The organism is Campylobacter iguaniorum (assembly GCF_000736415.1).
In the GTDB taxonomy this organism is placed as follows: domain Bacteria; phylum Campylobacterota; class Campylobacteria; order Campylobacterales; family Campylobacteraceae; genus Campylobacter; species Campylobacter iguaniorum.
The window spans coordinates 374,320-398,211 of sequence record NZ_CP009043.1 but is presented as its reverse complement, the minus strand read 5'-3'; the positions used below and the strand labels follow the sequence as shown (position 1 = coordinate 398,211).

The following is a 23,892-nucleotide window of genomic DNA, read 5'->3' as shown; positions in this document are numbered from 1 at the left end:
TATCCTTTTAAATTTAGTGATTTGCACTTTTATGCAAAAAATAAAGACCCAAACAAAGTGCCAAGATAGAAAGCGCTAAATATGTCATCTCAAGCGGAGTTGCGAATTTAGCGTGAAGAACTCTTTGAAAGAAATTTACCACCAAAACCATTACAATGACCTTGCCGATTTTGTCTTTTAGCTGATCTAGGCTATGGACTTCTAAAACTCTTGCTTGTTTGGAGGTTCTCATCTCTTCGATTTCGCTGATAAATAGCTCGTAAATTCCAAAACTAAATATAAAAAATACAAGAGCCATAAGATAAAGATCAATCGCTCCAATGATAAGTCCCACTGCATCGCTATGCAAATCAATACTATGATCGCCCAAAATAAGGTATTGCCACGCATAAAGCAAAACTTTGATAATGTCATAACTCGCTACGATAAACATAACAAATGAGCCAACAAGCCCGAAAATCACTGGCAAAATAGTAATAAATCTAGAATTCCAAAGCAATTTTTCAAAAATCTTTTCCAACATCAAAACCCTTGTAGTAAATTAAAAATGGTATTTTATATAAAAAATTTAAATATTTTTATAAGATTAGGCTATATGCCTAATCTTCTTGCATTTCACACCATTTTTGTGCGATGCGAACTGCATTTGTAGCAGCGCCAACTCTGATTTGATCAGCCACGCACCAAAGATGTAAGATATTATCTTGATAATTATCTTTTCTGATACGTCCTACGTAAGTTTCATTTGTATCACTAGCGTGGATTGGCATAGGGTACAAGTCATTTGCTGGATCATCTTGGACTACGACGCTTGGAGCGTGAGCTAAAACGTCTTTTGCGCGTTCGACATTTACATCATTTTTAAACTGTATAGTTATGCTCTCGCTGTGGCTTCTAAGGACTGGCACACGCACGCAAGTCGCACTTACTTCCATATTTTTGTGAAGGATTTTTTGGGTTTCATTTACCATTTTCATCTCTTCTTTTGTATAGTCATTATCCAAAAATACGTCGATATGAGGGATGACATTTAGAGCGATTTGGTGTTTGAATGCCTTTGGTTCGCACTCATCAAGCTTAAATTCAAAAAACTTTTGCATTTGCAAAACAAGCTCTTCCATGCCCTTTTTACCAGCGCCACTTGTTGCTTGATATGTGCTTACATCTACTCTTTTGATACCAAAAGTATCATCAAGCGGTTTTAAAACTTGCACCATTTGGATAGTTGAGCAGTTTGGGTTCGCGATTATGCCTTTTTTTGTCCACTCTTTTATATCTTCTGGATTGCACTCAGGCACTACAAGAGGAACATCTGGATCCATTCTAAAGTGGCTTGTATTGTCGATAACCACTGCCCCACTCGCTGCTGCTAAAGGAGCAAAATGCGCCGAAATACTTCCGCCTGCGCTAAAAAACGCTATCTCGACTTCGTGTTCTTCAAAAACGCTATCAGTTAGCTCAACAATAGTATAATTTTTGCCCCTAAACTCGATTGTATTGCCTGCACTTTTGCTACTTGCTAGTGGCAATATATCGCCCACTGGGAAATCAACCTCATCTAAAACCCTAAAAATTTCCTCTCCAACAGCGCCAGTCGCACCGACAACTGCGATATTATACTTTCTCATAATCCACCTTGTCAAAATTTAAGTGTTACATTTTATCAAAATTTTACTTAAAATAGCTAAATTTATGTTTTTTGGATATATTTAAAAACTAAATTTAAGCTTGCGAATTACGCTTGTAAATTTGTATAAAATGCAAATTTAGTAAAAATATCGTTGAAATCTGTTTGATTTTCTTTGTAGTTTTGAAGTTTTTCTTGAGTATTCTTGATAGCTAAAAGCTCTGATTTACTGATGTTTGGATTTGCCTGGTAGTAGGATTTTAACTCTGGATAGAGATTTAAAAGTCTTTGTATTTCGGTGTCTGTTTTATCTAAATTTACAGATTGATTTTTGGATTTTGAGTCTTCGTCATCGTCAGATGAGCCAAAAAAGAAGTTATTTACCTCTTTTACTGTCTTGCCATCCATTGCCGCCATTTTTTTGCCAGTTGGATCATCTATGATTTTGAGTCCCTTATCAATGCTAAAGATTTCTTTTACCGTATTTGTGGCTAAATTTTGATACCCAATACTGTCGCTCTGTCCATTTGCAGCTATCTCAAGTCTAGTTAAATTTCCATCAAAATTTTTATCACTTTGGATAGTTTGACTTAAAATATCACTCAAGCTTAAATCATTGCCAATTTCGCTATTTTGGTATCCTATAGTGCTTTTTATATCTCTTAAAACAATATATCGGCGCAGTTTAAATACTGAAATGAATGGGGTGCAAACTCATCTTTTACACCATTTTTAAGCTGAGAAAACTCTTCATTTCTTATAATTCCATCGCCGTTTGCGTCAGCATTTGCGAAATTGCGGTTTTGCATTATATCTTTATACCAGCCATCTACAAAGGCATTTGCATTGCCACTAAACCCTATTGCACCATTTTTCAAGGTCAAAAAATCAGTCTTGTCAAAACGAGATTTAAGCATATCAAATGCTTGACTTGATAAATTTAGTGAGATTTCTGAGTTATTTGAGAAAAACTCGACCTTGACTTTGCCACTTTCAAGCAAGGTAGAGCTTTGGGAGTAATTATTATTTGAGCGAAGAGCGTTATCTCCACTTTGGGCTTTAAAAACAGTATCGCTGGAATTGGCGTAAAAGCCTTTTGTAGCGACTATTACCATCACTCAGCCCAACACGCACAAACGAATTTATTTACAATAATATAAAGTATTTTTTTCATAAAATACTCCTAAAATATGTTTTTGTATATTATATCATATTTTTATTATTTATCAATAATAAATTTGTTACTTTTTAGCATAAATAAAAAGATCGTCTTTTGATATTTCTACGTTGTCGCTTAAGATAACAGCGCGTTCTACTATGCTTATAAGCTCTCTTATATTGCCTGGATATTCATAGTTTAAAAGCTCTTTTATCGCCTCTTTGCTAAGACTTTTTTGCTCTAGCTCATACTCATCGCAAGCTTTTTTTAGCACAAATTCGGCGATACTTAGTATCTCATCTTTTCGCTCGCGAAGTGGTGGGACTAAAAGTGGAACCGTGTTTAATCTATAAAATAAATCTTCTCTAAATTCACCATTTTTTATCTTGTTCTCTAAATTTGCATTTGTTGCTGAGACGATGCGGACATTGATTTTGATAGGTTTACTAGCACCTACTCGCACGATTTCACGCTCTTGTAATGCTCTTAACAGTTTTGGTTGCAAATTTATAGGCATTTCGCCGATCTCATCTAAAAAAAGCGTCCCGCCCTCTGCTAGCTCAAAAAGCCCTTTTTTAGTCGCAGTAGCATCTGTGAAAGCTCCTTTTTCATATCCATAAAGCTCACTTTCAAGGAGATTTTCAGGGATTGCTGCCATATTGATCGCCATAAATGGCTTGTCTTTTCGTTTTGAGTTTTTGTGAATGAAATTTGCAAAAAGCTCTTTGCCAACACCACTTTCCCCCATAATCATCACGCTCACATCTGTTTTAGCCGCTTTGAGTGCTATATCTAGGACTTTTTGCAAGCTTGGCGAACTTCCTATAAAGCTACTTTCATCATTGCTTTGTTTTTCTTTTTTTGCTGGTTGTTTTTGGCTTAGGATTTTGGTTCGTTTTATGGCAGTTACTAGAGTTTCTATGTCAAATGGCTTGGTCAAAAAGTCCTTTACTCCAAGCCTAACGCTCTCAATCGCCCTATTAAGCGTGGCATTTCCAGTCATGATGATGACATCAAATTTGCCGTTTAATGCGTTTATAAACTCCAGCCCGTCCATTCCGGGCATATTTATATCTGTGACTATTATATCAGTATCATCGCTGATTTTTTTAAGAGCTTCGGTGGCGCTTTTGTAGCTTTTTACATTAAATTCTTCATAATCCCCAAGAGCTATCTCTAAGGATTTTCTCATATTTATATCATCTTCGACTATTACAACATTCATAATTTACCTACTTTTGATTTTACTTATTCTAGCACCAGAGGGCTTAAAATCCACTATAAAACGCAGTGGTACAACAGTGATATGAGTGTTTGCATCTGCACTTTTTAGACTAAATTTAGAAGTTTCATTTAGCAAAATTTGGCTTGATGAAAAGCAGCTAAACAGCTCATCTTCGTTTCTTTTTAAGTAGTTCAATGTGGTTTCATTTTTAAATTTAGTAGAGTTTAAATCGCACAAAAAGACCTTGTCTTTTTGGCTTAAAACCATAGCGTTTGAGATAGCTACGATTTGAGATTTTAAGATATTGTTTGATGATGAGTATTTAGCCCAAAAGATAAATTCCTCACCACCAAATAAAAGTAAAGGTAGTATTAATAAGCAAAAAGCTCTTGCCACTTGTCTTTATCTAGTTTGAGTTCCATCTCGACACGGTAAAGACCGTCTTTGAAATCTTGATCAATGATAGAAGCATTTTTGATAAGTCCATGAACTCTAGCTTCTATAACCGTGCTTTTTAGCATTGCGTCTTTGACTGTGTCTTTTGCACTGATTTGGATACCATAGAGTTTGCTTGCAAGTTGTCTATAGCCATCAGCCATAGCTGCTCTTTTTGCCAAAGCTTTTGCTTGAGCTGGGCTAACTGTATCAAGCGGAGGGATTCCCTCGCCAATGACAGAGAAAGTAGCTTCTGGCTGAGCGTCTAGGCCAGCTACCATTTTTTCTTTTTGGATAACATCACGGATGTCGTCTTTGTCTACTTTTTGGACAACTACTTCGCTAGGAGTAGAAACAACACTGCTACTACTGCATCCTGCAAAAACGCCTAACAAAACCAACAAAAAAACCAAACTTTTCATTTTTAAACCTTAATTTAAATTTACTCACTTAGAATAAAGCAAAATTTATTCCAAGCTATCTTCTACGCTAGATTCAACCTCAGAGTCCATATCTTCATCGACCTCTTCCTTAGGGCATCTTGCTATGCTTACCACCTCATCGCCTTCTACATTTACGACGATAACGCCACTTGTATTACGACCTGCTTTTCTGATGCTTTGCATATCGACTCTTATCATTTTGCCACTCGATGTCAGAGCCATGAGATCCATCTCTTCATCTACCATCACGACGCCTACTAGGTCTTTGGTCTTTGGTGTGAGTTTCATACAAATCACGCCCTTGCCGCCACGACTTTGCAAGCGGTACTCATCGGCAGTTGTACGTTTGCCTATACCTTTTTGACTTACACTTAAGATCTCTTGGATGTCGTTTTCTATGACTACAGCCCCTACGACCTCATCGCCATCTTCTTTGAAGCGTATTCCAGTCACACCACGGCTAACTCTACCGATTTGGCGGACTTTGTGTAGTGCAAATTTAATACACATACCTTTTTTAGTTACGATAAATAGCATTTTACCGCAAATTTCGCTTGTCTCGTCCACTTCATCGCTTGCTTCAGCTTCATCTATGATTAGCTCGGTTGGTTGCTCTTCGTTTTGAGCTTCTAAAGAAATAGCCTCATAGCTCTCACCAGCCTCACTATTTGCGATTAACACAGTTACTAGCTCATCGCTATCATCTAAATTTATAGCTCTAACGCCAATTGAACGAATATTTTTAAACTCACTTAAATTTGTACGTTTTACTATACCATTTTTAGTGAAGAATACTAGTGATTTGCTCTCATCAAAATCAGTTGTAGGAATGATAGCTTTTATCTTCTCATCAGCTTGAAGTGAGATGAGATTTACTACAGCTTTGCCTTTTGCAGTGCGACTTCCTTCTGGGATTTTATAGACTTTTAGCCAGTAGAGTTGTCCGCGATCAGTCACGAACATAAGTGTATCATGGCTCATACAAGTAAAGAAACTCTCGATAAAATCATCATCGTATGTAGTCACTGCGACCTTGCCTTTGCCACCACGTTTTTGTTTTTCGTAGTTTTTGCTTGGTACTCTTTTTATGTAGCCACGGTGGGTTATTGTGACTACCATATTTTCATTTGGGATTAGATCTTCTACATCGATATCATCGTAATCATCTACGATTTCAGTGATACGTGGGCATTTAAATTTAGCCTTGACTTCCAAAAGCTCTTCACGGATTATATTTTCTATTAATGTTTCGCTTTTGAGTATCGCATCAAGTTTTTCGATAAGCTCTAAAATCTCTTTTAGCTCAGCTTCTAGTTTCTCTCTCTCAAGTCCTGTTAGCTTGCTAAGTCTCATATCAAGTATGGCGTTGCTTTGTAGCTCAGATAGTCCAAATTTAGCCATCAAACCATCTCTTGCGGCGTTTGTATCAGCACTTGTTTTTATTAAATTTATCACATCATCTATGTTGTCAAGTGCGATTTTTAGGCCTTCTAAGATGTGAGCTCTAGCCTTAGCTTTTTGAAGTTCAAAAATAGTTCGGCGGATAATAACTGTTTTTCTATGATTTAAAAATAATTTTAGTAGCTCAATTAGCGAAAATACCTTTGGTTCTTTGTTGTTAATAGCTAACATTATAACGCCAAAAGTAACTTCCATTTGAGTTGATTTGAAAAGATTATTTAGTACGATTTCACTCATCGCATCGCGTTTTAGCTCGATGACTAGGCGGATTCCATCTCTGTCGCTCTCATCGCGGACTTCGCTAATGCCCTCTATCATCTTGTCCTTGACAAGGTCGGCGATGTCTGAATGAAGCTTGGCTTTATTTACTTGATATGGAAGCTCATCGACTACGATTACATCTTTATTTGGCTTTTTTTCTATGTGAGTTTTGGCTCTTAATTTTATCCTGCCACGACCTGTTTTGTATGCTTCAATGATGCCTTTTTTACCAAAAATTATACCACCAGTTGGAAAATCAGGGCCTTTTATGTGGGTCATTATCTCTTCAAGGCTTGTTTCTTTGTTTTCAAGAACTAGCAAAAGCCCATCTACTAGCTCATCAAGGCTATGAGGAGGGATATTTGTCGCCATACCTACAGCGATACCACTTGAGCCATTTAGTAGTAAATTTGGTACGCGCGCTGGAAGCACATCTGGCTCACTTAAACTATCATCATAGTTTGGTATGAAATCGATAGTATCTTTATCCAAATCTTTCAAAAGCTCTTCAGCCAAAACTGTCATTCTAGCTTCAGTATAACGCATCGCAGCTGCGCCATCGCCATCGACTGAGCCAAAGTTTCCTTGTCCATCGACTGCTGGAACTCTCATAGAAAAGCTCTGAGCCATTCTGACTAATGCGTCATAAACTGCTGTATCGCCGTGCGGGTGGTATTTACCGATGACATCACCCACGATACGGGCTGATTTTTTGTATGGGCTACGACTTCCTACGCCAAGGTCATTCATAGCATACAAGATACGCCTATGCACGGGTTTTAAACCATCTCTAGCATCTGGCAAGGCTCTACCTATGATGACGCTCATCGAATAATCTAAGTAGCTTGTTTTTATAGAATCCTCGACATCAATAACGCCGATATCTTGGTTTGTACTAAAAATATTATCTTCCATATTTATCCTTAAAATAACTAGGCTTGATTATATCTTAAATTTAATAAAAACTTGCTAAATGAATATTTTATCAATCTTCTAAAATCAATCTTTCATCTTTGTAAATTTGGTTTAGTGTATCTGTAAAATATCTCTTGGCATCTAAAACGACTAAAATAGAATTGCCAAATTTCACGCTTTTAAAGTTATCAGAAAGTTTTAATATCCCTACTTGTTTGCAAACCGACATCGTAGATTTTACATCTAGTTTTCTTACAAAATAAAATATACTTGTTTTTCGCTCTCTTCTTTGCTCATCTATGCTTATCCCACTAAATTCTTTAAAATATCTATAGCTTACTTTAGCTTGCTCTTCTATATAGTGAGTAAACGTATATCCAGCATGCTCTAGCCCAAACAAAACTATTTTCCCATTTATTCTTTTAAGTACGTCATACACTGAGTTTTTACCAAAACAGCTTTTACTATCGCTTAAAAAAGCTTCCTTATTATTTCCGCCAATTGCAAAAGAAAAAATCGGATCATTTGTACGAACAACACCGTTTTGTTGTCTGAAAAATTCAGTCAAAACACCCATAGTACTTTTTGAGTTTAGCTTATCATAAATTTGGTTTTTACAAAAACTATATGTAAAAGTAGGCATAATAAGAGTTCCATTTTTACCAATCACTTCATAAAAACACCAAAGCAAAGCTTCTAAAAATTCATCTTTTGCTAAAAGTGGGTTACCAAGAGTAAAAAGCTCGGTATGAACGCAAATACTATCACCACTTTTTATACCAATTTGTCTTAAAGCATCTACCAAATCGCTTTTATAAACAAGCTTACCACCTGCTTCTAAAATAGCTTTCATTTCATCGCTTTATCTATCATATCTTTTAAACTAGCAAAACTTTCAAAACTCTCATTTGTTATGAACTCTGCATGCAATGGTTTTTTATACATTTTTTCGATCGCTGCAACAAGAGCCATTATATCCATGCTATCGATAATCCCACTGCTTAAAAGCTCACCCATACTCTCATTTACATCACTTCTTCCTATTTGGTTAAAAAGTTCTTTGATCACATTCATTTTTGCTCCTTTATAATATTTAATTTTTGACCATTTTCTAAACTCAAATTCACAAATCCATCTCCTATCTCATAATACAAAATATCCACAAAACCACCTAAAACAGATACTTTTGGATACGGAATTTTTCTAAAAACTCCCACATCAAAAGCTTTTAAAAATCTTACTAACTTTTGGAATTCCCAACTCAAATCCAAAACTCCAGCGTTTGGAAGCTCGCATCTTTTATGTAGCTCACCCCCCCCCCATGAAGTATGAATTACTTTGAATTTAGCATCAAATCCACTGTTTAAAAGCTCATCAAATGCAAAAATAGCAGCTTTATGTTGAGCCAAAAGCAACTCTTTAGCACTCATATCTTCAATAGCAATTTCTTTTTGTATCAAAATTCTACCCGTATCTATTGTATTTTCAACCTCATGCCAACTAATTCCACTCTTAGTATCCCCACTCCAAATAGACCAAATATGTGCATTCATGCCTCTATGAGATGGCAAAAGAGAGTTGTGGTAATTGATGATAAAGTTGTTTAAAACGCATTGTGATTTGAATATATAAAAGTTATTCGCACTTATAATAAATGTGTTTTTAAGCTCATTGAAAAAAGCATCTTTGTCTTGCATATCATCTAAATTTAAAAGCTCTACGTTTTTAAATTTACTTCTAGCTATTTTAGCGCACTCCAAAGCCACCCTTCCTTTACCTACGACAAATACGTTTTTAAACTCCATTTTTCCTCCTATAAAACGAAATTTTTATACTATTAAACTCAAACCCAAATTTTTTATAAAACTCTATAGCTTTTACATTCGTTTCTCTTACAAATAGCTTGAAATACCGGGCGTTTAATCCTAAAAAGCAGCTCATCAATCTATACCCAATACCACTTTGTCTAAATTCATTGCTAACTGCTATAAAATCCAAATGAGCCGAGTTTAAATTTAAAAAATATACCAAACCACCTATTATTTTCTCATCTTGTTTTATGACAAATACTTGGCCTTTTTGTATTCTATGTCTGAGTTCGGTTTTGCTTATAAAAAGATATTCTTTATCAAAATAATTTATAAAAAAATTATAAATTTTATTAGTATCATTAAGCTTTGCTTTTTTAACCTCATCATAACTTTGAAAACTAAAACCGCTATTTTTTAAGCTCATACCGATATATTTATCAAAAATACTAAATTTATTGATACTTAAAAATCTATTTTCAAGCTCGCAAATTGGCGTTTTATATATACGTTTTATATAATTTTCTTGACACTCAAATTTGCAAATATCATTTACAAAATATGTAATAAAACCATTTTGAGTTAGAAAAAAGTTATCTTCTATACGCTTCAAATAAGCTTGATTTTGCTCTAATTTATCTTTGATATTACCAATGCTAAGCGTATTATTACTAAACTTAAATCCATTATTATATACATTTAAAAACTCTTCAAATAAGACCACTAAGCACCTTTCTATCGATTTTACCATTTTGATTTAGCACAAATTTATTTACTAAAATAAACTTTTTTGGAATCATATAATTTGGCAATTTGCAAGCAAGATAGCTTTTTAAATTTAGCTCATTTTTTGCTTCGTAAAATAGCGTTATGTCACTATTTTTAAAAATACAAGCAGAGTTTAAAACCTCCTTGTGAGAGTTAGTTATAGTTTCTATCTCGCCAAGCTCAATGCGATGACCATTTAATTTGATTTGAGCGTCCATTCTGCCATAGCAAATCAGTTCATCAAATTCATTATAAGCTACTATGTCCCCTGTTTTATAAAGAATATCTTGATAATTATTATGCAAAGGATTTTGGATAAAAGCTTCTTTTGTCTTTTGTTTATTTGCAAAGTATCCAAGGCTAAGAGAAGTTCCCCTAACATAAAGTTCACCTTTAATAAATGGCTTTTTTATCAAATTTAACTCATCATCAAAAACTAAAAGCTCGGTGTTTTTGCAAGCTTTACCAATAGGCAGCAACTCATCATCACTAAAATCTCTATCGCAAATATAATAAGCGCATACATCAGTTATTTCTGTTGGTCCATAAAGATTTGCAAAAAGCGTATTTGGAAGAGTTTTTCGCCATACATTTAACTGTTTATTTGGCATAATTTCTCCGCAAAATAGCACCTTTTTGAGACTAGCTAGTCTCAAACCATCAAGCGCATTTGTATTGGCAAAATACACAAGCACCGAAGGCACCCAAAAAATCAAACTAATTTGGTGTTCTTTTAAATAGCTAAGCACCTTACTTGGAAATGCAAAAATAGAAGTCGGCAAAATATGCAAAGTCGCTCCACTTTTAAGTGTGCTAAAAATATCTAAAATAGAGTTATCAAAGTAAAAAGGTGCTTGATTTGCAAGTATTTCATCACTACTAAATTTAAATGTTTCACACACCCAAAAAGTATAATCAATCACGCTTTTATGGCTTATACTCACGCCTTTTGGCACTCCAGTGCTTCCACTCGTGAAAAATACATAAAGCAAATTAGTGTCTATATGAGTATCTCTAGCTATTTTTAGCAAATTTTCATCTATATCAAATTTATTAAAATCATCGCAAAATAGCATTTCGCACTCATCAAAACAGTCAAATTTAAAGTTTTTTTGCGTTATTACAAGTTTTGGATTTAATATATTTTTGACTTGTTCTATGCGGTCTAGTGGTGTCGCGCCATCAAGCAAAGTATAAAAATTTCCACTTTTTGCCACTGCTAAAAACGCTATTAAAACCTCAATGCTTTTTGGCAAAATAATCAAGACGGGTTCATTCTTCAAATTTAGTCTTAAAATCTGGCTGGCAACTCTATTAGTAATCTCATCAAATTTAGCATAACTTATGCTATTTTCGCCACTTACAAAGGCTATTTTATTGGGATTTTTTGCAACGCTAATATCTAAAAAATCACAAATATTTCGTATCATTTCATCTCCCTTATTAACTCAAATTTCAGTAAATTTTCTATTATATTTTTTAGATTTTTTGCCTCGACACCAAGCTTGTCGGCTATTTGTATTACGCTTCGCTTGCCATTGCAAAATGCTAAAAAATCTCGCAACATAGTCATATCTTTGGGATACATTCCAGAATTTATAGTATTAATAAGACCACGCGAGCCTAAATTTGGCTCACAAGTAGTTGTAGTAGAGTAAATTTTATTGATTTCAAGATTTAAAATACAGTTTTGGATAAATTCCAGCCCTCCTTCAAGCCCGTTTTGCGTCACCACACTCAAATCATCTAAGCTTGTGTGATACTCATCATATCTATTAAAACTAGACCTTCCAAGTGTCGCAATACCCAAATTTAAATTTGGCGTATTAAACTGTCTTTCATCGCTTCCACGCAGTAAAAACGAGTAAATTTTAGGATTTTGGCGGAATTTGATAGTATGAAGTGCGACTTTGTCGCTCAAACTATCCTCATCAGGGCTCAAAACCACGCTATAAGCTCTCTCATCACCTATACAGCTAAGCACAAATCCAGCTTTTACATTTGCCTTTAGAGCTTCATAATTTTTGCTGATATAACAAATTGAACCAATTGTCTCTGGAATGATGATAAGACGGTAGTTGTAACGCAGATTTTCTTGGTTTTTTAGCCACTTTACAAGCTGACTTAAAACCACCGGACCACTTAGCTCATTATTTGCCATTTGTGGGTGACAAAGATAAGTTGAGATTAGGATTTCATCTGTTTGGTTTTGCGCGCCTTTGATAAAAATCTCACCATAATTTAACTCTCCATTTTCGTTAAATTCAGTATCTATAAAAACTTCATAAATACCATCTTCTAGCTTGTCGTAATCATTTTTACTTAGACAAAATCCCCAGCGTTTTTGATAATAGCTAGTCACATAAGGAATGGCATCTGGCAAATTTGCGTGAGTATAGAGATGATTTTTTAGCTCACTAAGGCTGATTTTTGCGTGAAATGGCTCTGAGTAGCCAACAAGGTGTAGATTATTTTTTTTAAATTCGCATATTTTTTTACCGCTTGGCGTGATGATGTAAGCATCTTTTACGTTCCATTCAGGCGGCACTATCCAATCAAAGCATTTTGTTCCACTAGGAACTGAGTTTTGCCTTACTACCCCCCCCCCATATATGAGTTTAAGACCGATAAGCTTTTTCTAAAACCATCGCCTGTTATGCTTCTTGGTATGTAAAAAAGCTCTTTTAAAAGTTCGTACATTTTTATCCTTTTATTACTCTCTAGCATCGGCTAAAACTAGTCCAAAAAGTGGAGTAATTCCATTTTTGATAAGTAGATTTTTCGCTTCTTTCATGCTTGTGCCAGTCGTGATGATGTCATCGACTAAAATCACTGGATTTTTGATACTCTTTAAAAGTTCAAAATTTCTTGGATTTTTCTGGCGAAATTCCAAGCTTTTGCCAGTGTATTTCACACTACTTTTAGCTCTCAAAGCTCTATAGGCTGGAGCTATACTAGGGGATTTCAAAGCCCTAGCAAGCACTGCAGTGTGTGAATATCCACTTCTTATATTATCATCTAGCGGAATTGCATTTACCACACTTCCAAACTCAAATTCCTTAGCAAATTTTTTAAAGCTCAAATTTGCTAAAACTTTAAAAACGAAATGTCCGTGCATCTGGTGCTTGGCATAAAGCAGGTCTTTTATAGAGTCATATTTGTAAAAATAATAAACCTTAAATCCATCAATATATCTCACACCATTTTCAAATTCACTAAGTGCAAATTTGCACTCATTGCAAATAAACTTAAAGCTAAATTTGCCACATTTCAAGCAACGCATTAGTTGATAAGGATTGCTTTTGCTGTTCTTCTTACCATATCATCTAAGATTTCTTTGACAAATGGATCAAACGCACCTGCTGTATGGATAGGAGCGAACTGCGTTTGTGGCTGAGATATGCGTTTGGTGATTGTCATGCCATCTCTGTAAATTTTGATGTAAATTTCGCAGTTTCCTTTCATATTGTCTTTTGTATATCCGCTCAAATTCGCCTTTAGCTCGGTGATAGTGATATCGACCACCTTAGCATCATCTCCTCCACCAAGGCTAGCTCCACTTTTTAAAAGCTCTTTTTGCAACGACTCGCCAAACCATTTTGTAAGATCGCCCCCAAGAGTGACATACTCATCAACAGTGCCTTTAGAATCGCTTATAGTGGCTATCACGCTTGTATTTTTTCTCTTATCAGTTATGCTATTTATGATGATATTTGCACCAGGAGTTACGCTTATACCCTTAGCTTCATAAGCTGGCAGGCTAAGAACTGAATTGGTGCTCGAGCAACCAATCACTAAAAATGCAAAAATAGTCGCTAATACTAAATTTTTCATATTTTATCCTTAAAATTTGCTGATTTCTTCAGCTACTTTGTTTGCAGCTTGTTTGGCAAGAAGCCCCATATATAGATCAAAATCGCTCAAACTTGGATTTTTTAGTCCAGTTACATTTTGCGTTGTGCTGATTTGGCGTTTTCTTTTATAGTTTATATTTGTCATGCTTACATTTCCGATTAGTTTTGAGTTTAACTGAGCGTAAGCTGGATTATAAACCCCAGCAAAATCGCTAAAAGCAAAATCAACTTTTAAAGTATATGGCGAAGTTTGGCTATCTACTACCATGATACCCCTACTCATAAGCTCATCTCTTAAAGCCAAATAAAACATAGCGTCAGCTCTGCTACTTAGCGTATAAGCTGTTTTTGAGTTTTTGACATAGATGACTTTTTGATTTTCTCTTAGATCCCAAACATGATGTATATATACTTTTTGCAAGGCGACATTTGTATCTATCTTGCGTACATTTTCACAACAACTTATAGCCATATCGCTTTTATAACTCGCACCATTTATCGTTGTTTTGTATATCGCAGCACTATCGCATGGCTTACAATTAGTTTTTATAGTCATTATAGTTTCATAAGATTTTTGACTTCCACTATCAATATACAAGCCATTCTTACTAGAACAACCGACTAAAAATAACGCTGCTAATAACGTCCAAATCACACTCTTCATACAAATCTCCTTTTAGCTTTTATTAGCTCTTTTTACTTCTATACTCTGCCCGCCTAGACCGTAATTTGCCATATCTATCTCATCTATGACAACGACCGTGCTTGATCTGTTTCTGCCTAAAACCTTGCAAATAAGCTCAGTTACACCCTCTATAAGCTCAGCTTTTTGCGCCTTTGTCGGCTCACCATTTTCTTTTGTGACTTTTATATTTACGTATGGCATTTTGTATCCTTAAGCAAATTTCGTTCTAAATTTAATCAATTTTCAAAACGCTCAAAAACGCCTCTTGTGGCAATGTGACCTTACCTATGGCTTTCATACGTTTTTTACCCTCTTTTTGCTTTTCAAGAAGTTTTCTTTTACGTGTGATATCGCCACCATAGCACTTTGCAGTTACGTTTTTACCCATTGATTTGACTGTTTCTCTAGCTATGATTTTGTTGCCTACGCTAGCTTGAATCGCTACTTCAAAAAGCTGCCTTGGCACAAGCTCTTTCATAGTCTTTACAAAATCCCTACCCTTACTCATCGCCTTTTCTTCTGGCACGATGATAGATAGTGCATCCACCGTCTCTCCAGCTACTTTGATGTCTAACTTGACCAAATTCCCAACCCTATAATCGCTTGGCTCATAATCAAAACTTGCATAGCCCTTTGTGGCGCTCTTTAGCTTATCATAAAAGTCCATAACTATCTCATTCATCGGTATATCATACTCTAAAAGTACCCTTGTAGTCGTGATATAATCCATCTTAGTCTGCACTGCACGGCGGTTATTTAAAAGCGTGATGATATTACCTAAAAACTCAGTCGGAGTAATCACTGTAGCTTTTACATAAGGCTCTTTGATGAACTCTATTTTATTGACTGGCGGTAATTCGCTTGGGTTTTGGATAGAGACTGTGATACCATCAGTTTGCACCACTTCATAAGTCACAGTCGGAGCTGTAGCTATAAGATCGAGATTAAACTCACGTTCCAAACGCTCTTTGACAACTTCCATATGGAGTAACCCCAAAAATCCTACCCTAAAGCCAAATCCAAGAGCCGCTGAAGTCTCAGGCTCATAGCTGATTGAGCTATCATTTAGCTTTAGCTTATCAAGTGCGTCTCTTAAGTCTTCAAATTTATCAGTATCGATAGGATAAAGCCCAGCAAAAACAAATGGCTTAGCCTTTTCAAAGCCACCTATTGGCTCGCTGGCTTTGTTTTTAGCTAGAGTTATAGTGTCCCCGACGCTTACATCGCTTACGTTTTTTAGCCCAAGCACGACAATACCTACTTCGCCACCACTTAAATTTGAAGTCTTGATAGGGCTTAGTGGGTGTGGATACATGAGATCTAGCACGATGTGCTTTTTGTCTGTTCCCATGACGTAAACTTCATCCCCCTTGCTAAGCTTGCCATCATATATGCGAACAAGTGCTAAAGCACCAAGATAGTTATCAAACCAGCTATCATAAATAAGTGCTTTAAGCGGCGCTTCTGGCCTCGTTGCGGGCGCTGGAATCCTTGTGATGATAGCTTCTATCAGCTCTTTTATGCCTATTCCTGTCTTTGCACTGACCTCGATAGCCTGAGTACAATCAAGCCCGATGATATGCTCTATTTCGTTTTTTACACGGTCTGGATCGGCTGCTGGGAGATCGATTTTGTTTATAACTGGTATGATTTCAAGACTGTTTTCAAGTGCGATATAAACATTTGCAATAGTCTGAGCCTCTACGCCTTGGCTAGCGTCTACTACGAGCAAAGCCCCTTCGCAACTAGCAAGTGAGCGACTAACCTCATAGCTGAAATCCACGTGTCCTGGAGTGTCTATCAAATTTAGTATATAAACTTCATTATTATATTTGTAAGTAAGCCTAACACTTTGGGCTTTTATAGTGATGCCACGCTCTTTTTCTATATCCATAGTATCCATGACTTGGGCGCTCATCTGCCTATCGCTGATAGCTCCGCACTCACTGATAATGCGATCAGCCAAAGTGCTTTTGCCATGATCAATATGGGCTATAATGCTAAAATTTCGTATATGTTTCATAAATTTCCTAAATTTAATATAAGAGTTGCATTATATAAAAATTTTCGTTAATTTTGGTTAAAAAGCTTTTAAAGAGTAGTTAAATGGTGTTTAAATTTAGATTGTCACGGCTAAAGCCTCGCAATGATGCAAAATAAATACAAAATTTTGAAGCTGAAAGATTTTGAGATTATTTTTGTGGTTGTGAGATATGAGCGAATGAGACGCACTCATTGTGCGTCGCAGTGAAGAGAATATCGAAACTCCTCAAAAAGAACTCAAAAGATAAAGTTTAAGAGAATAGAGAATTCACACTTTCATCATGATAAACACGGCGTATTACTTCTCCAAAAAGCGGTGCCACGCTTATCACTTTTATATGCTCGTTTTGCTCTTTTAGAGGTATAGTATCAGTCACTACTAGCTCATCTAACATGCCTTTTGATAGTCTTTCATAGGCTGGGCCACTAAGCACTGGATGAGTACAAAACGCCATTACACTAGTTGCGCCTTTTTTCTTAAACACCTCAGCAGCTTTTACGATAGTTCCAGCAGTATCGATCATATCATCGATTAGTATCACGTCTTTGCCATTTACATCACCGATCACGTTCATGACTTCGCTTTCATTTGCTTTTTCACGACGCTTATCTACGATAACCATATCTAGGTTCATTGTCTTTGCTAAAGCCCTAGCACGTGCCACGCCGCCCACATCAGGGCTTGCTACTATTGGGTTTGGCAAGTTTTTGCTTTTTACATAATCAGTAAAAACCATAGTTCCATATAGATTATCAACTGGAATATCAAAAAATCCTTGAATTTGTCCAGCGTGAAGATCCATAGTCACGACTCTATCTATGCCAGCTGTTTGCATCATATTTGCCACAAGCTTAGCAGTGATCGGCACTCTTGGAGCTGCTTTTCTATCTTGTCTTGCATAGCCAAAATACGGTATAACAGCAGTTATCGAGCTTGCGCTACTTCTTTTTAAAGCATCTGTTAGTATTAGAAGTTCCATCAAATTTATATTTGCTGGAGCACAGGTTGGCTGTATGATAAATACATCTTTTCCACGTACGCTTTCGCCGATTTGGACGCTGATTTCGCCATCACTAAAGCGTTTTATACTAGCTTCACTTAGAGGAATTCCTAGGTATTTTGCCACCATTTTTGAAAACTCAACATTCGCAGTTCCAGAAAAAATTTTATAACCTCGCATTAAATTTACCTTCGCAAAAAAATTGCCTAATTTTAGCCTAACAATGCTTAAATTTAAAAATTAAGCTAGTTTTTTGTAAAATTGCAAATCTAAAAGCGGAGAGCATCATGACCTACACAAAAAAAGATTTGATTTCTACAAAAGACTTAAGCAAAGATGATATTTATTCATTTTTAAATTTAGCCAAAGAGTATAAAAAGCTAAATTTAGAGCCAGTTAAAAAAGATCCGATATTAAAAGGCGTGACCGTCGTCAATGCCTTTTTTGAGAATTCCACTCGCACGAGAACTAGCTTTGAAATAGCTGGCAAAAGGCTTGGCGCTGATACGATAAATTTCAGCTCAAGCACTTCAAGCACCAATAAAGGCGAAACCCTAATCGACACCATAAACAACATAGAAGCTATGAAAACTGATGTGTTTATCGTGCGTCACTACAGCTCTGGCTCAGCCCAGTTCGTCGCTAAGAACACGCCCTCATGCGTCATAAATGCAGGCGATGGCTGCAATGAGCACCCTACACAAGCCTTGCTTGATTTGCTTACAATCTTTGAGTCTAAAGGTAGCTTTGAAAATCTCACAGTCACGATAATAGGCGATATATTTCACTCACGAGTAGCTAGATCAAATATCTATGCAATGCAGACTTTAGGCATCAAAGTAAGGCTTTTTGGGCCTCCGATGTTTATGCAAAATGCCGAGATTTTTGGCTGTGAAATTTGCCGTGATATGGACGAAGCAGTTCGCGGAAGCGACGCTATAATCATGCTTAGAATCCAGCTAGAAAGAAGCGATGGCGAGGTCGCATTCCCAAGCGTAAGAGAATATAGCAAGTATTTTGGACTCACCAAAAGACGCTTAGAAGTAGCAAAGGATAATGTCATCATACTCCACCCAGGCCCGATAAACAGAGGCGTGGAGCTAAACTCAGACGTCGCAGACGATCCAAGGATTTCTAGCATACTTGACCAAGTCGAAAACGGCGTAGCTATCAGAATGGCAGTTTTAAAAACAGTTTATCAAAACAAATTCAAGGCTTAAAAATGACAACACTTATAAAAAACGCGACTATCATAAACGCTACTCAAACTTTAAAAGCAAATATTTTAATAGAAAATGAGATTATAAAATCAATCTCGTCTGATGAGCCAAAAGCCGATAAAATCATAGACGCTAGTGGCAAGCTGGTATTTCCAGGTCTTATTGATATGCACGTGCATTTCAGAGATCCAGGACTTGAGTACAAAGACGATATCATCACAGGCTCTATGAGTGCAGTCGCTGGTGGCGTGACTACTTGCTGTCCTATGGCAAACACAAATCCAGTCAATGACAATGCAGTCATAACCCGCGATATGATAGCCAAAGCCAAAAAACGTGGTCTTATCGACTTGCTTCCTATCGGAGCTATCACAAAGGGCATGGGTGGCAAAGGTATCACCGAAATGGGCGATATGAGCGAAGCTGGATGCGTGGCGTTTAGCGATGATGGACTTCCTGTTAGCTCAAGTGATGTTATGCGTTCAGCTCTGGAATACTCAGCATTTCATAAAAGCTTCATCATCAATCACTCCCAAGACTGCTCTTTATGTCGTGGTGGTCACATGAATGAGGGCAAAATGTCTATGCTTTTAGGCATAAAAGGAATGCCAAGAGAGCAAGAAGAGATAATGATAAGTCGCGATATGCTTTTAGCCAAGCTCACAGGCGGACACATCCACGTCGCTCACGTCAGTAGCGCCTACTCACTAAAGCTCATCGAGCAAGCTAAAAAAGATGGCATAAACATCACTTGCGAGGTTTGTCCTCATCACTTTACATTCGATGAAAGCGAGCTGATAAGCTACGACACAAACTTCAAAATGTCTCCACCACTTCGCACCAAAAGTGATGTAGAGGCTATGAGAAATGGGCTTAAAAACGGCTCTATCGACGTCATTTGCACCGATCACGCACCACATCACACAGATGAAAAATTCTTAGAGTTTGACAAAGCTCCATTTGGTATTTTGGGTCTTCAAACCCTTGTGCCACTTACTTTAAATTTAGTCCGCCAAGGTGTCATTAGCTACAACGACATGGCAAGGCTCACTAGCAAAAATCCAGCCAAAATACTAAATTTGCCAAACAAAGGCGAGATAAAAGAGGGATTTTTAGCCGATATTGCTATCATAGATCCAGATTTTGAGTATGTTTATGACGAGAGCTTAAACAAATCCAAATCCAAAAACTCACCACTACTAGGCAAAAAGCTAAAAGGAGCTAGTCTCATAACTATAAAAAGCGGAAGAGTCGTATTCGACTTCCCAAATGTGGTAGCTTGATAAGTCTAGCAACCAAATAAATTTAAGAAAGGGATTTAATGAAAAAAGGTCTTAGCATGATCTCAGTGATATTTGCGATAATCATCATAGGCATATTAGCAAGTATCGCTATCCCAAAATTACTAGCCACCAAGTACGATGCTTACGCCGCTCAAGCCGGCATGGAGATGAAAAACATACTTGGCGAGCTTAGCGCATACTATCTAAAACACGGTAGATTTATAACAGACGAGCCAAACAACACAAGCCCAGATGTAGTTAAAAAATTTTCCAAAACATACGAAGAAATTTGGAACCGTGACATTAATAAATGGGTCTATCACTGCGTCACTATATCTGTAAATGAAGCCAAAGACGGACATTCAGCCGATGTGAGATTTTATGAAGGCAATGGAGCAAACAAAAATAGTCAGTACTGCAAAGTCATACGCGAATCAATCGCCTATCAAGCTTTTAGAGATGGCTTTGGCACTAGAAAAGACGGTGGAGATGGCAAGACGCAAGTCGGTGTGAATTTCATCGGATCAAAATATAGCATTTTTAGAGAATAGAAGCAATATAATTGCAAAATTTTTACTAAAGACTTTTTAGGTGGAAAAATTTATAGCGTGAAGCAATCCAAAACTCAAATAAACCAACTACTCTTTATAGCAAATACGTTCTAGGAAAGGGGTTGGGATTTTAAGGGATAGGGGAAAACTATAACGTACTTAAATAAAAAGAGTTTTCCTCTGTCCCTTAAGAGAAAAATAAAAACTTTAAATTCGCAAATTAAATTTAACAATAAATTCAAACTCTTTTTTATTTCATCAAGGGGACAAGGGGGATAGACATTTCCAAATTTATGCCATAAACTCCTGCGAGTTTATTTTTGCATAAATTTTCCCTTATCCCCTTGACAATCCCCGTCTGCTTGCAGTTGCGAGTGTAACGAAGCAAAATCTCCCTGTAAAAGCTTCAGAGTTGCTGTGTTAATCGCACAGATTTAATACAAATTCACTGCGTGAATTTGAAAAATTTTGTCATTGCGAGTGAGTGAAACGAACGAAGCAATCTAAAAAATATAAAATAGATTGCTTCACTTCGTTCGCAATGACGCAAAAATGGCTACCCTATTTTTAGGGACTTTAACCAAAGTAATTAAGTACTAAATTTAAAATCACGCTCATTTTAAGGCATTGTTTTAATCATTTTTAAGTTTATAAGTGATATTATCCAAAAACAATTTACATAAATGTATGTAAAAATCAATTCAAGGAGAGAAACATGAAAAAAGGTTTTACAATGATCGAACTTGTGTTCGTTATCGTTATTTTAGGTATTTTAGCTTCAATTGCTGTCCCAAGACTAGCAGCTACAGGAGATGATGCAAAAGCAGTAAAAGCAGCAGCTGAGATAAAAGATGTTATAACTCAACTAGCAGCAAAATATACTATAGATGGTGAATGGAGTACAATTATTGGCGGTGAAAAAACTGGTGCTGGAGTTGCTATTACTGGATTATCAGCTGATAATTTAAATGATGTACCAACAATGAAAGCAGTCGTAGGTAGAACTAAAACTGATGGTAATCAATGGGCTGCTACTTGTGTTAAAATTACTGTAAGCAATAAAGACGGTAACATAAAAATAGAAAATGGGACTGATACTGCGTCTTCTTACTGTCAAGCTATACAAAATACGCCAGCCATGTTGGACTGGAAAAAATTAAATGAAGATGGTGGTGAAGGCATTAAAGTCGGTGGTTCTGGTATATTCAAATAATCAATCGCTTTAAACCCCTAAATTTAGGGGTTTAAACCTCTTAAAATTCTCTAATCTACATAATATTAATCAAAATTATTTATTTAAATTTCAAATAAAAATCGCTACAATACGCAACTCAATCTTATAAACGTATAAGAACGTAAGGAAAATATATGAAAAAAGCATTTACAATGATAGAGCTTGTGTTTGTCATCGTTATCTTAGGTATTATCGCTAGTATCGCAGTGCCAAAGCTAATAGCAAAAAAGGTTGATGCTGATGTCACTACCAGCGTATCTGAGACAAGAAAAGTCATAGATGAGTTTGTAGCTTACTATATCTTAAATGGTAAATTTACAAGCGATATGGGGGATGAAAACTTTGAAATAATGTCTCCAACTTACAAATCGCTTATCAATGGCTACGACTACAAAAATAGAGAAAATAAATGGTCGGATTGTATATGGATAGCGACTTATAATACCAGCGACACAAATAAAAACGCCAGAATCTACATAAGACCAAAAACCACCGAAAATGCTAAAGCTAATAGTGAGTTTTGCTCTGCTTTTAGACAAACTCCTATGATAAAAGAGTGGTTAACGCTGTCAAACAGCACTGAAGGTGGTATCATAGTGGGTGGATCAAAGGTATTTAGCGAGTAATTTCTCACTTTTATGCAAGAAGCGTGACAAATACTAGTGGATTATCCGCAGATGAGCCGATATTTAAGTAAATTTAGGCTAAATTTTTAGCCTAAATTATCTAATAAATCCACTAGCCATTACTCTATCAAACTCATCATAAAACACAGCGAGCTGACCGCTAGCCACGCCACCAGCATTTTGTTTTAGGCTGACTTTGGCTCCATTGCCAGATTTACTCACAAAGCAAGGGATTTTTGGACTTCTGTAGCGGATCTTGACAAAGCACTCAAACTCATCATTACTGGTAAAATTATTAAAATTTACAGTCTCAAAATCATAGCTTTCAAGCTCATCTTTAAGCCCTACTATTATCTCATTTTTGGCTGGATCTATGGCTAGGACGTAGTGTGGATCATGGGCGCCATCTACTGTGAAGCCCTTTCTTTTGCCTATCGTGTAGTGCATATAGCCATCATGTTTGCCTACAGCTTTGCCGTCTTTTAGCCTGACAACGCCAGGTTTGTTTGTGTCAAAATGCTTCTTTAACTCATCTATATAAGTCGTCTCTACAAAGCAAATTTCACTGCTTTCTTTTTGGCTTGCAAGTTCGGCTATTTGGGGGATTTTGGCGGCATCTGCTTTGATATCAACCTTTAGTTTATCGCCAAGTGGAAAGATGACAAAAGGTAAAATTTCAGGTGAGACATTTGCCAAAAAGTAGCTTTGGTCTTTGCTTTTATCAAAGGCTGATTTGATAAGGCCGTCTTCTATCATGGCGTAATGTCCTGTTGCCATTTTGTCACATTTTAGCGATTTGGCAAACTCCCACAAAGCTCCAAATTTAATATTTTTGTTGCAAACTGCGCATGGATTTGGCGTAAGACCCTCTTTATAGGCGTTGATAAATAGGTCATAAACGCTAGTTTTAAACTCCTTTTCAAGATCCAAAACGTGCGTTTGTATGCCTAAAAACTCGCCTACCTTTTTAACTTTTCTTATATTCTCTTCGTGATAACCTGGCTTTGCGTGAAGCTTCATATAGCAGCCAACTACCTCATAACCAGCCTCTACAAGATACTTTGCACTCATTGAGCTATCTACTCCGCCACTTAGGGCAACTAATACTTTCAAATTTATTCCTTGATTTTTTACCGAATTATACATTTAGTTTTTTAATATTTATTTAAGATTTCTCGTACAAATTTAGTATATTTTTATGATTGAATTTATATATTTTGAGAAAAAAATTAAAATTTAAAACTAAACTTATCAACAAGTGATTTATAAGTAAAGTTAAAGTAAAATTAATAA

General features: G+C 36.3%; 25 protein-coding genes and 1 pseudogene. 5 read left to right on the top strand and 21 right to left on the bottom strand.

Translation table 11 applies throughout. The features are described 5' to 3' along the window. Positions 1 to 13: 13 nt before the first annotated feature. From CIG1485E_RS02055 to CIG1485E_RS01965, 20 genes and pseudogenes are all read right to left on the bottom strand, one after another. Positions 14 to 523: a YqhA family protein gene (locus CIG1485E_RS02055; RefSeq protein WP_038453182.1), complete on the bottom strand. Its 510-nt coding sequence runs from the start codon at positions 521 to 523 to the stop codon at positions 14 to 16. A 76-nt stretch (positions 524 to 599) separates the two neighbouring features. Continuing rightward, positions 600 to 1,628 carry an aspartate-semialdehyde dehydrogenase gene (locus CIG1485E_RS02050; RefSeq protein WP_038453179.1) on the bottom strand — a complete coding sequence of 343 codons (1,029 nt, stop codon included), beginning with the start codon at positions 1,626 to 1,628 and terminating at the stop codon, positions 600 to 602. Positions 1,629 to 1,735: 107 nt separating this feature from the next. Next, complete coding sequence (locus tag CIG1485E_RS09165; protein WP_051870899.1) at positions 1,736 to 2,233, bottom strand: hypothetical protein; 498 nt, start codon at positions 2,231 to 2,233, stop codon at positions 1,736 to 1,738. Between the two features lie 56 nt (positions 2,234 to 2,289). Further along, the gene (locus CIG1485E_RS02045; RefSeq protein ID WP_051870898.1) at positions 2,290 to 2,742 is read right to left on the bottom strand and encodes a hypothetical protein; all 453 of its coding nucleotides are present in this window, start codon (positions 2,740 to 2,742) and stop codon (positions 2,290 to 2,292) included. Between the two features lie 126 nt (positions 2,743 to 2,868). Further along, positions 2,869 to 4,011 (bottom strand): sigma-54-dependent transcriptional regulator, encoded by a 1,143-nt coding sequence (locus CIG1485E_RS02040; RefSeq protein WP_038453177.1) that lies wholly within the window; start codon positions 4,009 to 4,011, stop codon positions 2,869 to 2,871. 3 nt (positions 4,012 to 4,014) lie between these two features. Beyond that, complete coding sequence (locus CIG1485E_RS02035) at positions 4,015 to 4,407, bottom strand: hypothetical protein (protein WP_038453175.1); 393 nt, start codon at positions 4,405 to 4,407, stop codon at positions 4,015 to 4,017. Continuing rightward, complete coding sequence (locus tag CIG1485E_RS02030; protein ID WP_038453173.1) at positions 4,383 to 4,868, bottom strand: LPP20 family lipoprotein; 486 nt, start codon at positions 4,866 to 4,868, stop codon at positions 4,383 to 4,385. The genes CIG1485E_RS02035 and CIG1485E_RS02030 overlap by 25 nt, the downstream gene beginning before the upstream one ends. A 45-nt stretch (positions 4,869 to 4,913) precedes the next feature. Further along, positions 4,914 to 7,526 carry a DNA gyrase subunit A gene (gene gyrA / locus CIG1485E_RS02025; RefSeq protein ID WP_038453170.1) on the bottom strand — a complete coding sequence of 871 codons (2,613 nt, stop codon included), beginning with the start codon at positions 7,524 to 7,526 and terminating at the stop codon, positions 4,914 to 4,916. A 70-nt stretch (positions 7,527 to 7,596) separates the two neighbouring features. Further along, complete coding sequence (locus tag CIG1485E_RS02020) at positions 7,597 to 8,379, bottom strand: AAC(3) family N-acetyltransferase (protein ID WP_038453168.1); 783 nt, start codon at positions 8,377 to 8,379, stop codon at positions 7,597 to 7,599. Next, positions 8,376 to 8,600, bottom strand: a complete 225-nt coding sequence (locus tag CIG1485E_RS02015) for a hypothetical protein (protein ID WP_038453165.1) — start codon at positions 8,598 to 8,600, stop codon at positions 8,376 to 8,378. Before CIG1485E_RS02015 ends, CIG1485E_RS02020 begins: the two co-directional genes overlap by 4 nt. Next, positions 8,597 to 9,331: a formyltransferase family protein gene (locus tag CIG1485E_RS02010; protein WP_038453163.1), complete on the bottom strand. Its 735-nt coding sequence runs from the start codon at positions 9,329 to 9,331 to the stop codon at positions 8,597 to 8,599. Before CIG1485E_RS02010 ends, CIG1485E_RS02015 begins: the two co-directional genes overlap by 4 nt. Further along, on the bottom strand, positions 9,321 to 10,058 hold the full coding sequence (locus tag CIG1485E_RS02005; RefSeq protein WP_038453161.1) for a GNAT family N-acetyltransferase: 738 nt from the start codon (positions 10,056 to 10,058) through the stop codon (positions 9,321 to 9,323). Before CIG1485E_RS02005 ends, CIG1485E_RS02010 begins: the two co-directional genes overlap by 11 nt. Next, a complete protein-coding gene (locus tag CIG1485E_RS02000; RefSeq protein ID WP_038453158.1) occupies positions 10,045 to 11,532 on the bottom strand; it encodes an amino acid adenylation domain-containing protein in 1,488 nt (495 codons plus the stop codon). The genes CIG1485E_RS02005 and CIG1485E_RS02000 overlap by 14 nt, the downstream gene beginning before the upstream one ends. Further along, positions 11,529 to 12,802 (bottom strand): annotated as a pseudogene (locus CIG1485E_RS01995) (DUF4910 domain-containing protein). The gene CIG1485E_RS02000 and the pseudogene CIG1485E_RS01995 overlap by 4 nt, the downstream one beginning before the upstream one ends. 13 nt (positions 12,803 to 12,815) lie before the next feature. Then, complete coding sequence (locus tag CIG1485E_RS01990) at positions 12,816 to 13,385, bottom strand: ComF family protein (RefSeq protein WP_038453154.1); 570 nt, start codon at positions 13,383 to 13,385, stop codon at positions 12,816 to 12,818. Further along, positions 13,385 to 13,936 (bottom strand): hypothetical protein, encoded by a 552-nt coding sequence (locus CIG1485E_RS01985; protein WP_038453151.1) that lies wholly within the window; start codon positions 13,934 to 13,936, stop codon positions 13,385 to 13,387. The genes CIG1485E_RS01990 and CIG1485E_RS01985 overlap by 1 nt, the downstream gene beginning before the upstream one ends. Before the next feature lie 9 nt (positions 13,937 to 13,945). Next, positions 13,946 to 14,620 carry a hypothetical protein gene (locus CIG1485E_RS01980; RefSeq protein ID WP_038453149.1) on the bottom strand — a complete coding sequence of 225 codons (675 nt, stop codon included), beginning with the start codon at positions 14,618 to 14,620 and terminating at the stop codon, positions 13,946 to 13,948. 12 nt (positions 14,621 to 14,632) lie between these two features. Next, on the bottom strand, positions 14,633 to 14,842 hold the full coding sequence (locus CIG1485E_RS01975; RefSeq protein ID WP_038453147.1) for a tautomerase family protein: 210 nt from the start codon (positions 14,840 to 14,842) through the stop codon (positions 14,633 to 14,635). Between the two features lie 31 nt (positions 14,843 to 14,873). Then, the gene (gene lepA / locus CIG1485E_RS01970) at positions 14,874 to 16,664 is read right to left on the bottom strand and encodes a translation elongation factor 4 (RefSeq protein WP_038453145.1); all 1,791 of its coding nucleotides are present in this window, start codon (positions 16,662 to 16,664) and stop codon (positions 14,874 to 14,876) included. A gap of 271 nt (positions 16,665 to 16,935) precedes the next feature. After that, positions 16,936 to 17,865: a ribose-phosphate pyrophosphokinase gene (locus CIG1485E_RS01965; RefSeq protein ID WP_038453142.1), complete on the bottom strand. Its 930-nt coding sequence runs from the start codon at positions 17,863 to 17,865 to the stop codon at positions 16,936 to 16,938. Positions 17,866 to 17,972: 107 nt separating this feature from the next. Here CIG1485E_RS01965 and CIG1485E_RS01960 point away from each other — a divergent pair, with 107 nt between their 5' ends. From CIG1485E_RS01960 to CIG1485E_RS09635, 5 genes are all read left to right on the top strand, one after another. Beyond that, positions 17,973 to 18,905 (top strand): aspartate carbamoyltransferase catalytic subunit, encoded by a 933-nt coding sequence (locus CIG1485E_RS01960; RefSeq protein ID WP_038453140.1) that lies wholly within the window; start codon positions 17,973 to 17,975, stop codon positions 18,903 to 18,905. A gap of 2 nt (positions 18,906 to 18,907) precedes the next feature. Then, a complete protein-coding gene (locus CIG1485E_RS01955; RefSeq protein WP_038453138.1) occupies positions 18,908 to 20,188 on the top strand; it encodes a dihydroorotase in 1,281 nt (426 codons plus the stop codon). A gap of 38 nt (positions 20,189 to 20,226) precedes the next feature. Beyond that, entirely contained in the window at positions 20,227 to 20,739 is a 513-nt protein-coding gene (locus CIG1485E_RS01950; protein WP_038453136.1) for a hypothetical protein, read from the top strand. 715 nt (positions 20,740 to 21,454) lie between these two features. Next, positions 21,455 to 21,952, top strand: a complete 498-nt coding sequence (locus CIG1485E_RS09575) for a type II secretion system protein (RefSeq protein WP_051870897.1) — start codon at positions 21,455 to 21,457, stop codon at positions 21,950 to 21,952. Positions 21,953 to 22,107: 155 nt separating this feature from the next. Then, complete coding sequence (locus CIG1485E_RS09635) at positions 22,108 to 22,599, top strand: type II secretion system protein (RefSeq protein WP_051870896.1); 492 nt, start codon at positions 22,108 to 22,110, stop codon at positions 22,597 to 22,599. A 96-nt stretch (positions 22,600 to 22,695) separates the two neighbouring features. Here CIG1485E_RS09635 and mnmA read toward each other — a convergent pair whose 3' ends face one another. Beyond that, complete coding sequence (gene mnmA, locus CIG1485E_RS01935) at positions 22,696 to 23,745, bottom strand: tRNA 2-thiouridine(34) synthase MnmA (RefSeq protein ID WP_144242167.1); 1,050 nt, start codon at positions 23,743 to 23,745, stop codon at positions 22,696 to 22,698. Between the last annotated feature and the right edge of the window lie 147 nt (positions 23,746 to 23,892).

Coding starts and splice junctions, on each gene's coding strand:
- CIG1485E_RS02015 (WP_038453165.1), bottom strand. CDS start 8,600: ATGAATGTGATCAAAGAACTTTTTAACCAAATAGGAAGAAGTGATGTA.
- CIG1485E_RS01990 (WP_038453154.1), bottom strand. CDS start 13,385: ATGCGTTGCTTGAAATGTGGCAAATTTAGCTTTAAGTTTATTTGCAAT.
- CIG1485E_RS01980 (WP_038453149.1), bottom strand. CDS start 14,620: ATGAAGAGTGTGATTTGGACGTTATTAGCAGCGTTATTTTTAGTCGGT.
- gyrA (WP_038453170.1), bottom strand. CDS start 7,526: ATGGAAGATAATATTTTTAGTACAAACCAAGATATCGGCGTTATTGAT.
- CIG1485E_RS02055 (WP_038453182.1), bottom strand. CDS start 523: ATGTTGGAAAAGATTTTTGAAAAATTGCTTTGGAATTCTAGATTTATT.
- CIG1485E_RS02020 (WP_038453168.1), bottom strand. CDS start 8,379: ATGAAAGCTATTTTAGAAGCAGGTGGTAAGCTTGTTTATAAAAGCGAT.
- CIG1485E_RS09575 (WP_051870897.1), top strand. CDS start 21,455: ATGAAAAAAGGTTTTACAATGATCGAACTTGTGTTCGTTATCGTTATT.
- CIG1485E_RS02010 (WP_038453163.1), bottom strand. CDS start 9,331: ATGGAGTTTAAAAACGTATTTGTCGTAGGTAAAGGAAGGGTGGCTTTG.
- CIG1485E_RS09635 (WP_051870896.1), top strand. CDS start 22,108: ATGAAAAAAGCATTTACAATGATAGAGCTTGTGTTTGTCATCGTTATC.
- CIG1485E_RS01960 (WP_038453140.1), top strand. CDS start 17,973: ATGACCTACACAAAAAAAGATTTGATTTCTACAAAAGACTTAAGCAAA.
- lepA (WP_038453145.1), bottom strand. CDS start 16,664: ATGAAACATATACGAAATTTTAGCATTATAGCCCATATTGATCATGGC.
- CIG1485E_RS02030 (WP_038453173.1), bottom strand. CDS start 4,868: ATGAAAAGTTTGGTTTTTTTGTTGGTTTTGTTAGGCGTTTTTGCAGGA.
- CIG1485E_RS01985 (WP_038453151.1), bottom strand. CDS start 13,936: ATGAAAAATTTAGTATTAGCGACTATTTTTGCATTTTTAGTGATTGGT.
- CIG1485E_RS02050 (WP_038453179.1), bottom strand. CDS start 1,628: ATGAGAAAGTATAATATCGCAGTTGTCGGTGCGACTGGCGCTGTTGGA.
- CIG1485E_RS02040 (WP_038453177.1), bottom strand. CDS start 4,011: ATGAATGTTGTAATAGTCGAAGATGATATAAATATGAGAAAATCCTTA.
- CIG1485E_RS01955 (WP_038453138.1), top strand. CDS start 18,908: ATGACAACACTTATAAAAAACGCGACTATCATAAACGCTACTCAAACT.
- CIG1485E_RS02000 (WP_038453158.1), bottom strand. CDS start 11,532: ATGATACGAAATATTTGTGATTTTTTAGATATTAGCGTTGCAAAAAAT.
- CIG1485E_RS01975 (WP_038453147.1), bottom strand. CDS start 14,842: ATGCCATACGTAAATATAAAAGTCACAAAAGAAAATGGTGAGCCGACA.
- CIG1485E_RS01950 (WP_038453136.1), top strand. CDS start 20,227: ATGAAAAAAGGTCTTAGCATGATCTCAGTGATATTTGCGATAATCATC.
- mnmA (WP_144242167.1), bottom strand. CDS start 23,745: ATGTATAATTCGGTAAAAAATCAAGGAATAAATTTGAAAGTATTAGTT.
- CIG1485E_RS01965 (WP_038453142.1), bottom strand. CDS start 17,865: ATGCGAGGTTATAAAATTTTTTCTGGAACTGCGAATGTTGAGTTTTCA.
- CIG1485E_RS02045 (WP_051870898.1), bottom strand. CDS start 2,742: ATGGTAATAGTCGCTACAAAAGGCTTTTACGCCAATTCCAGCGATACT.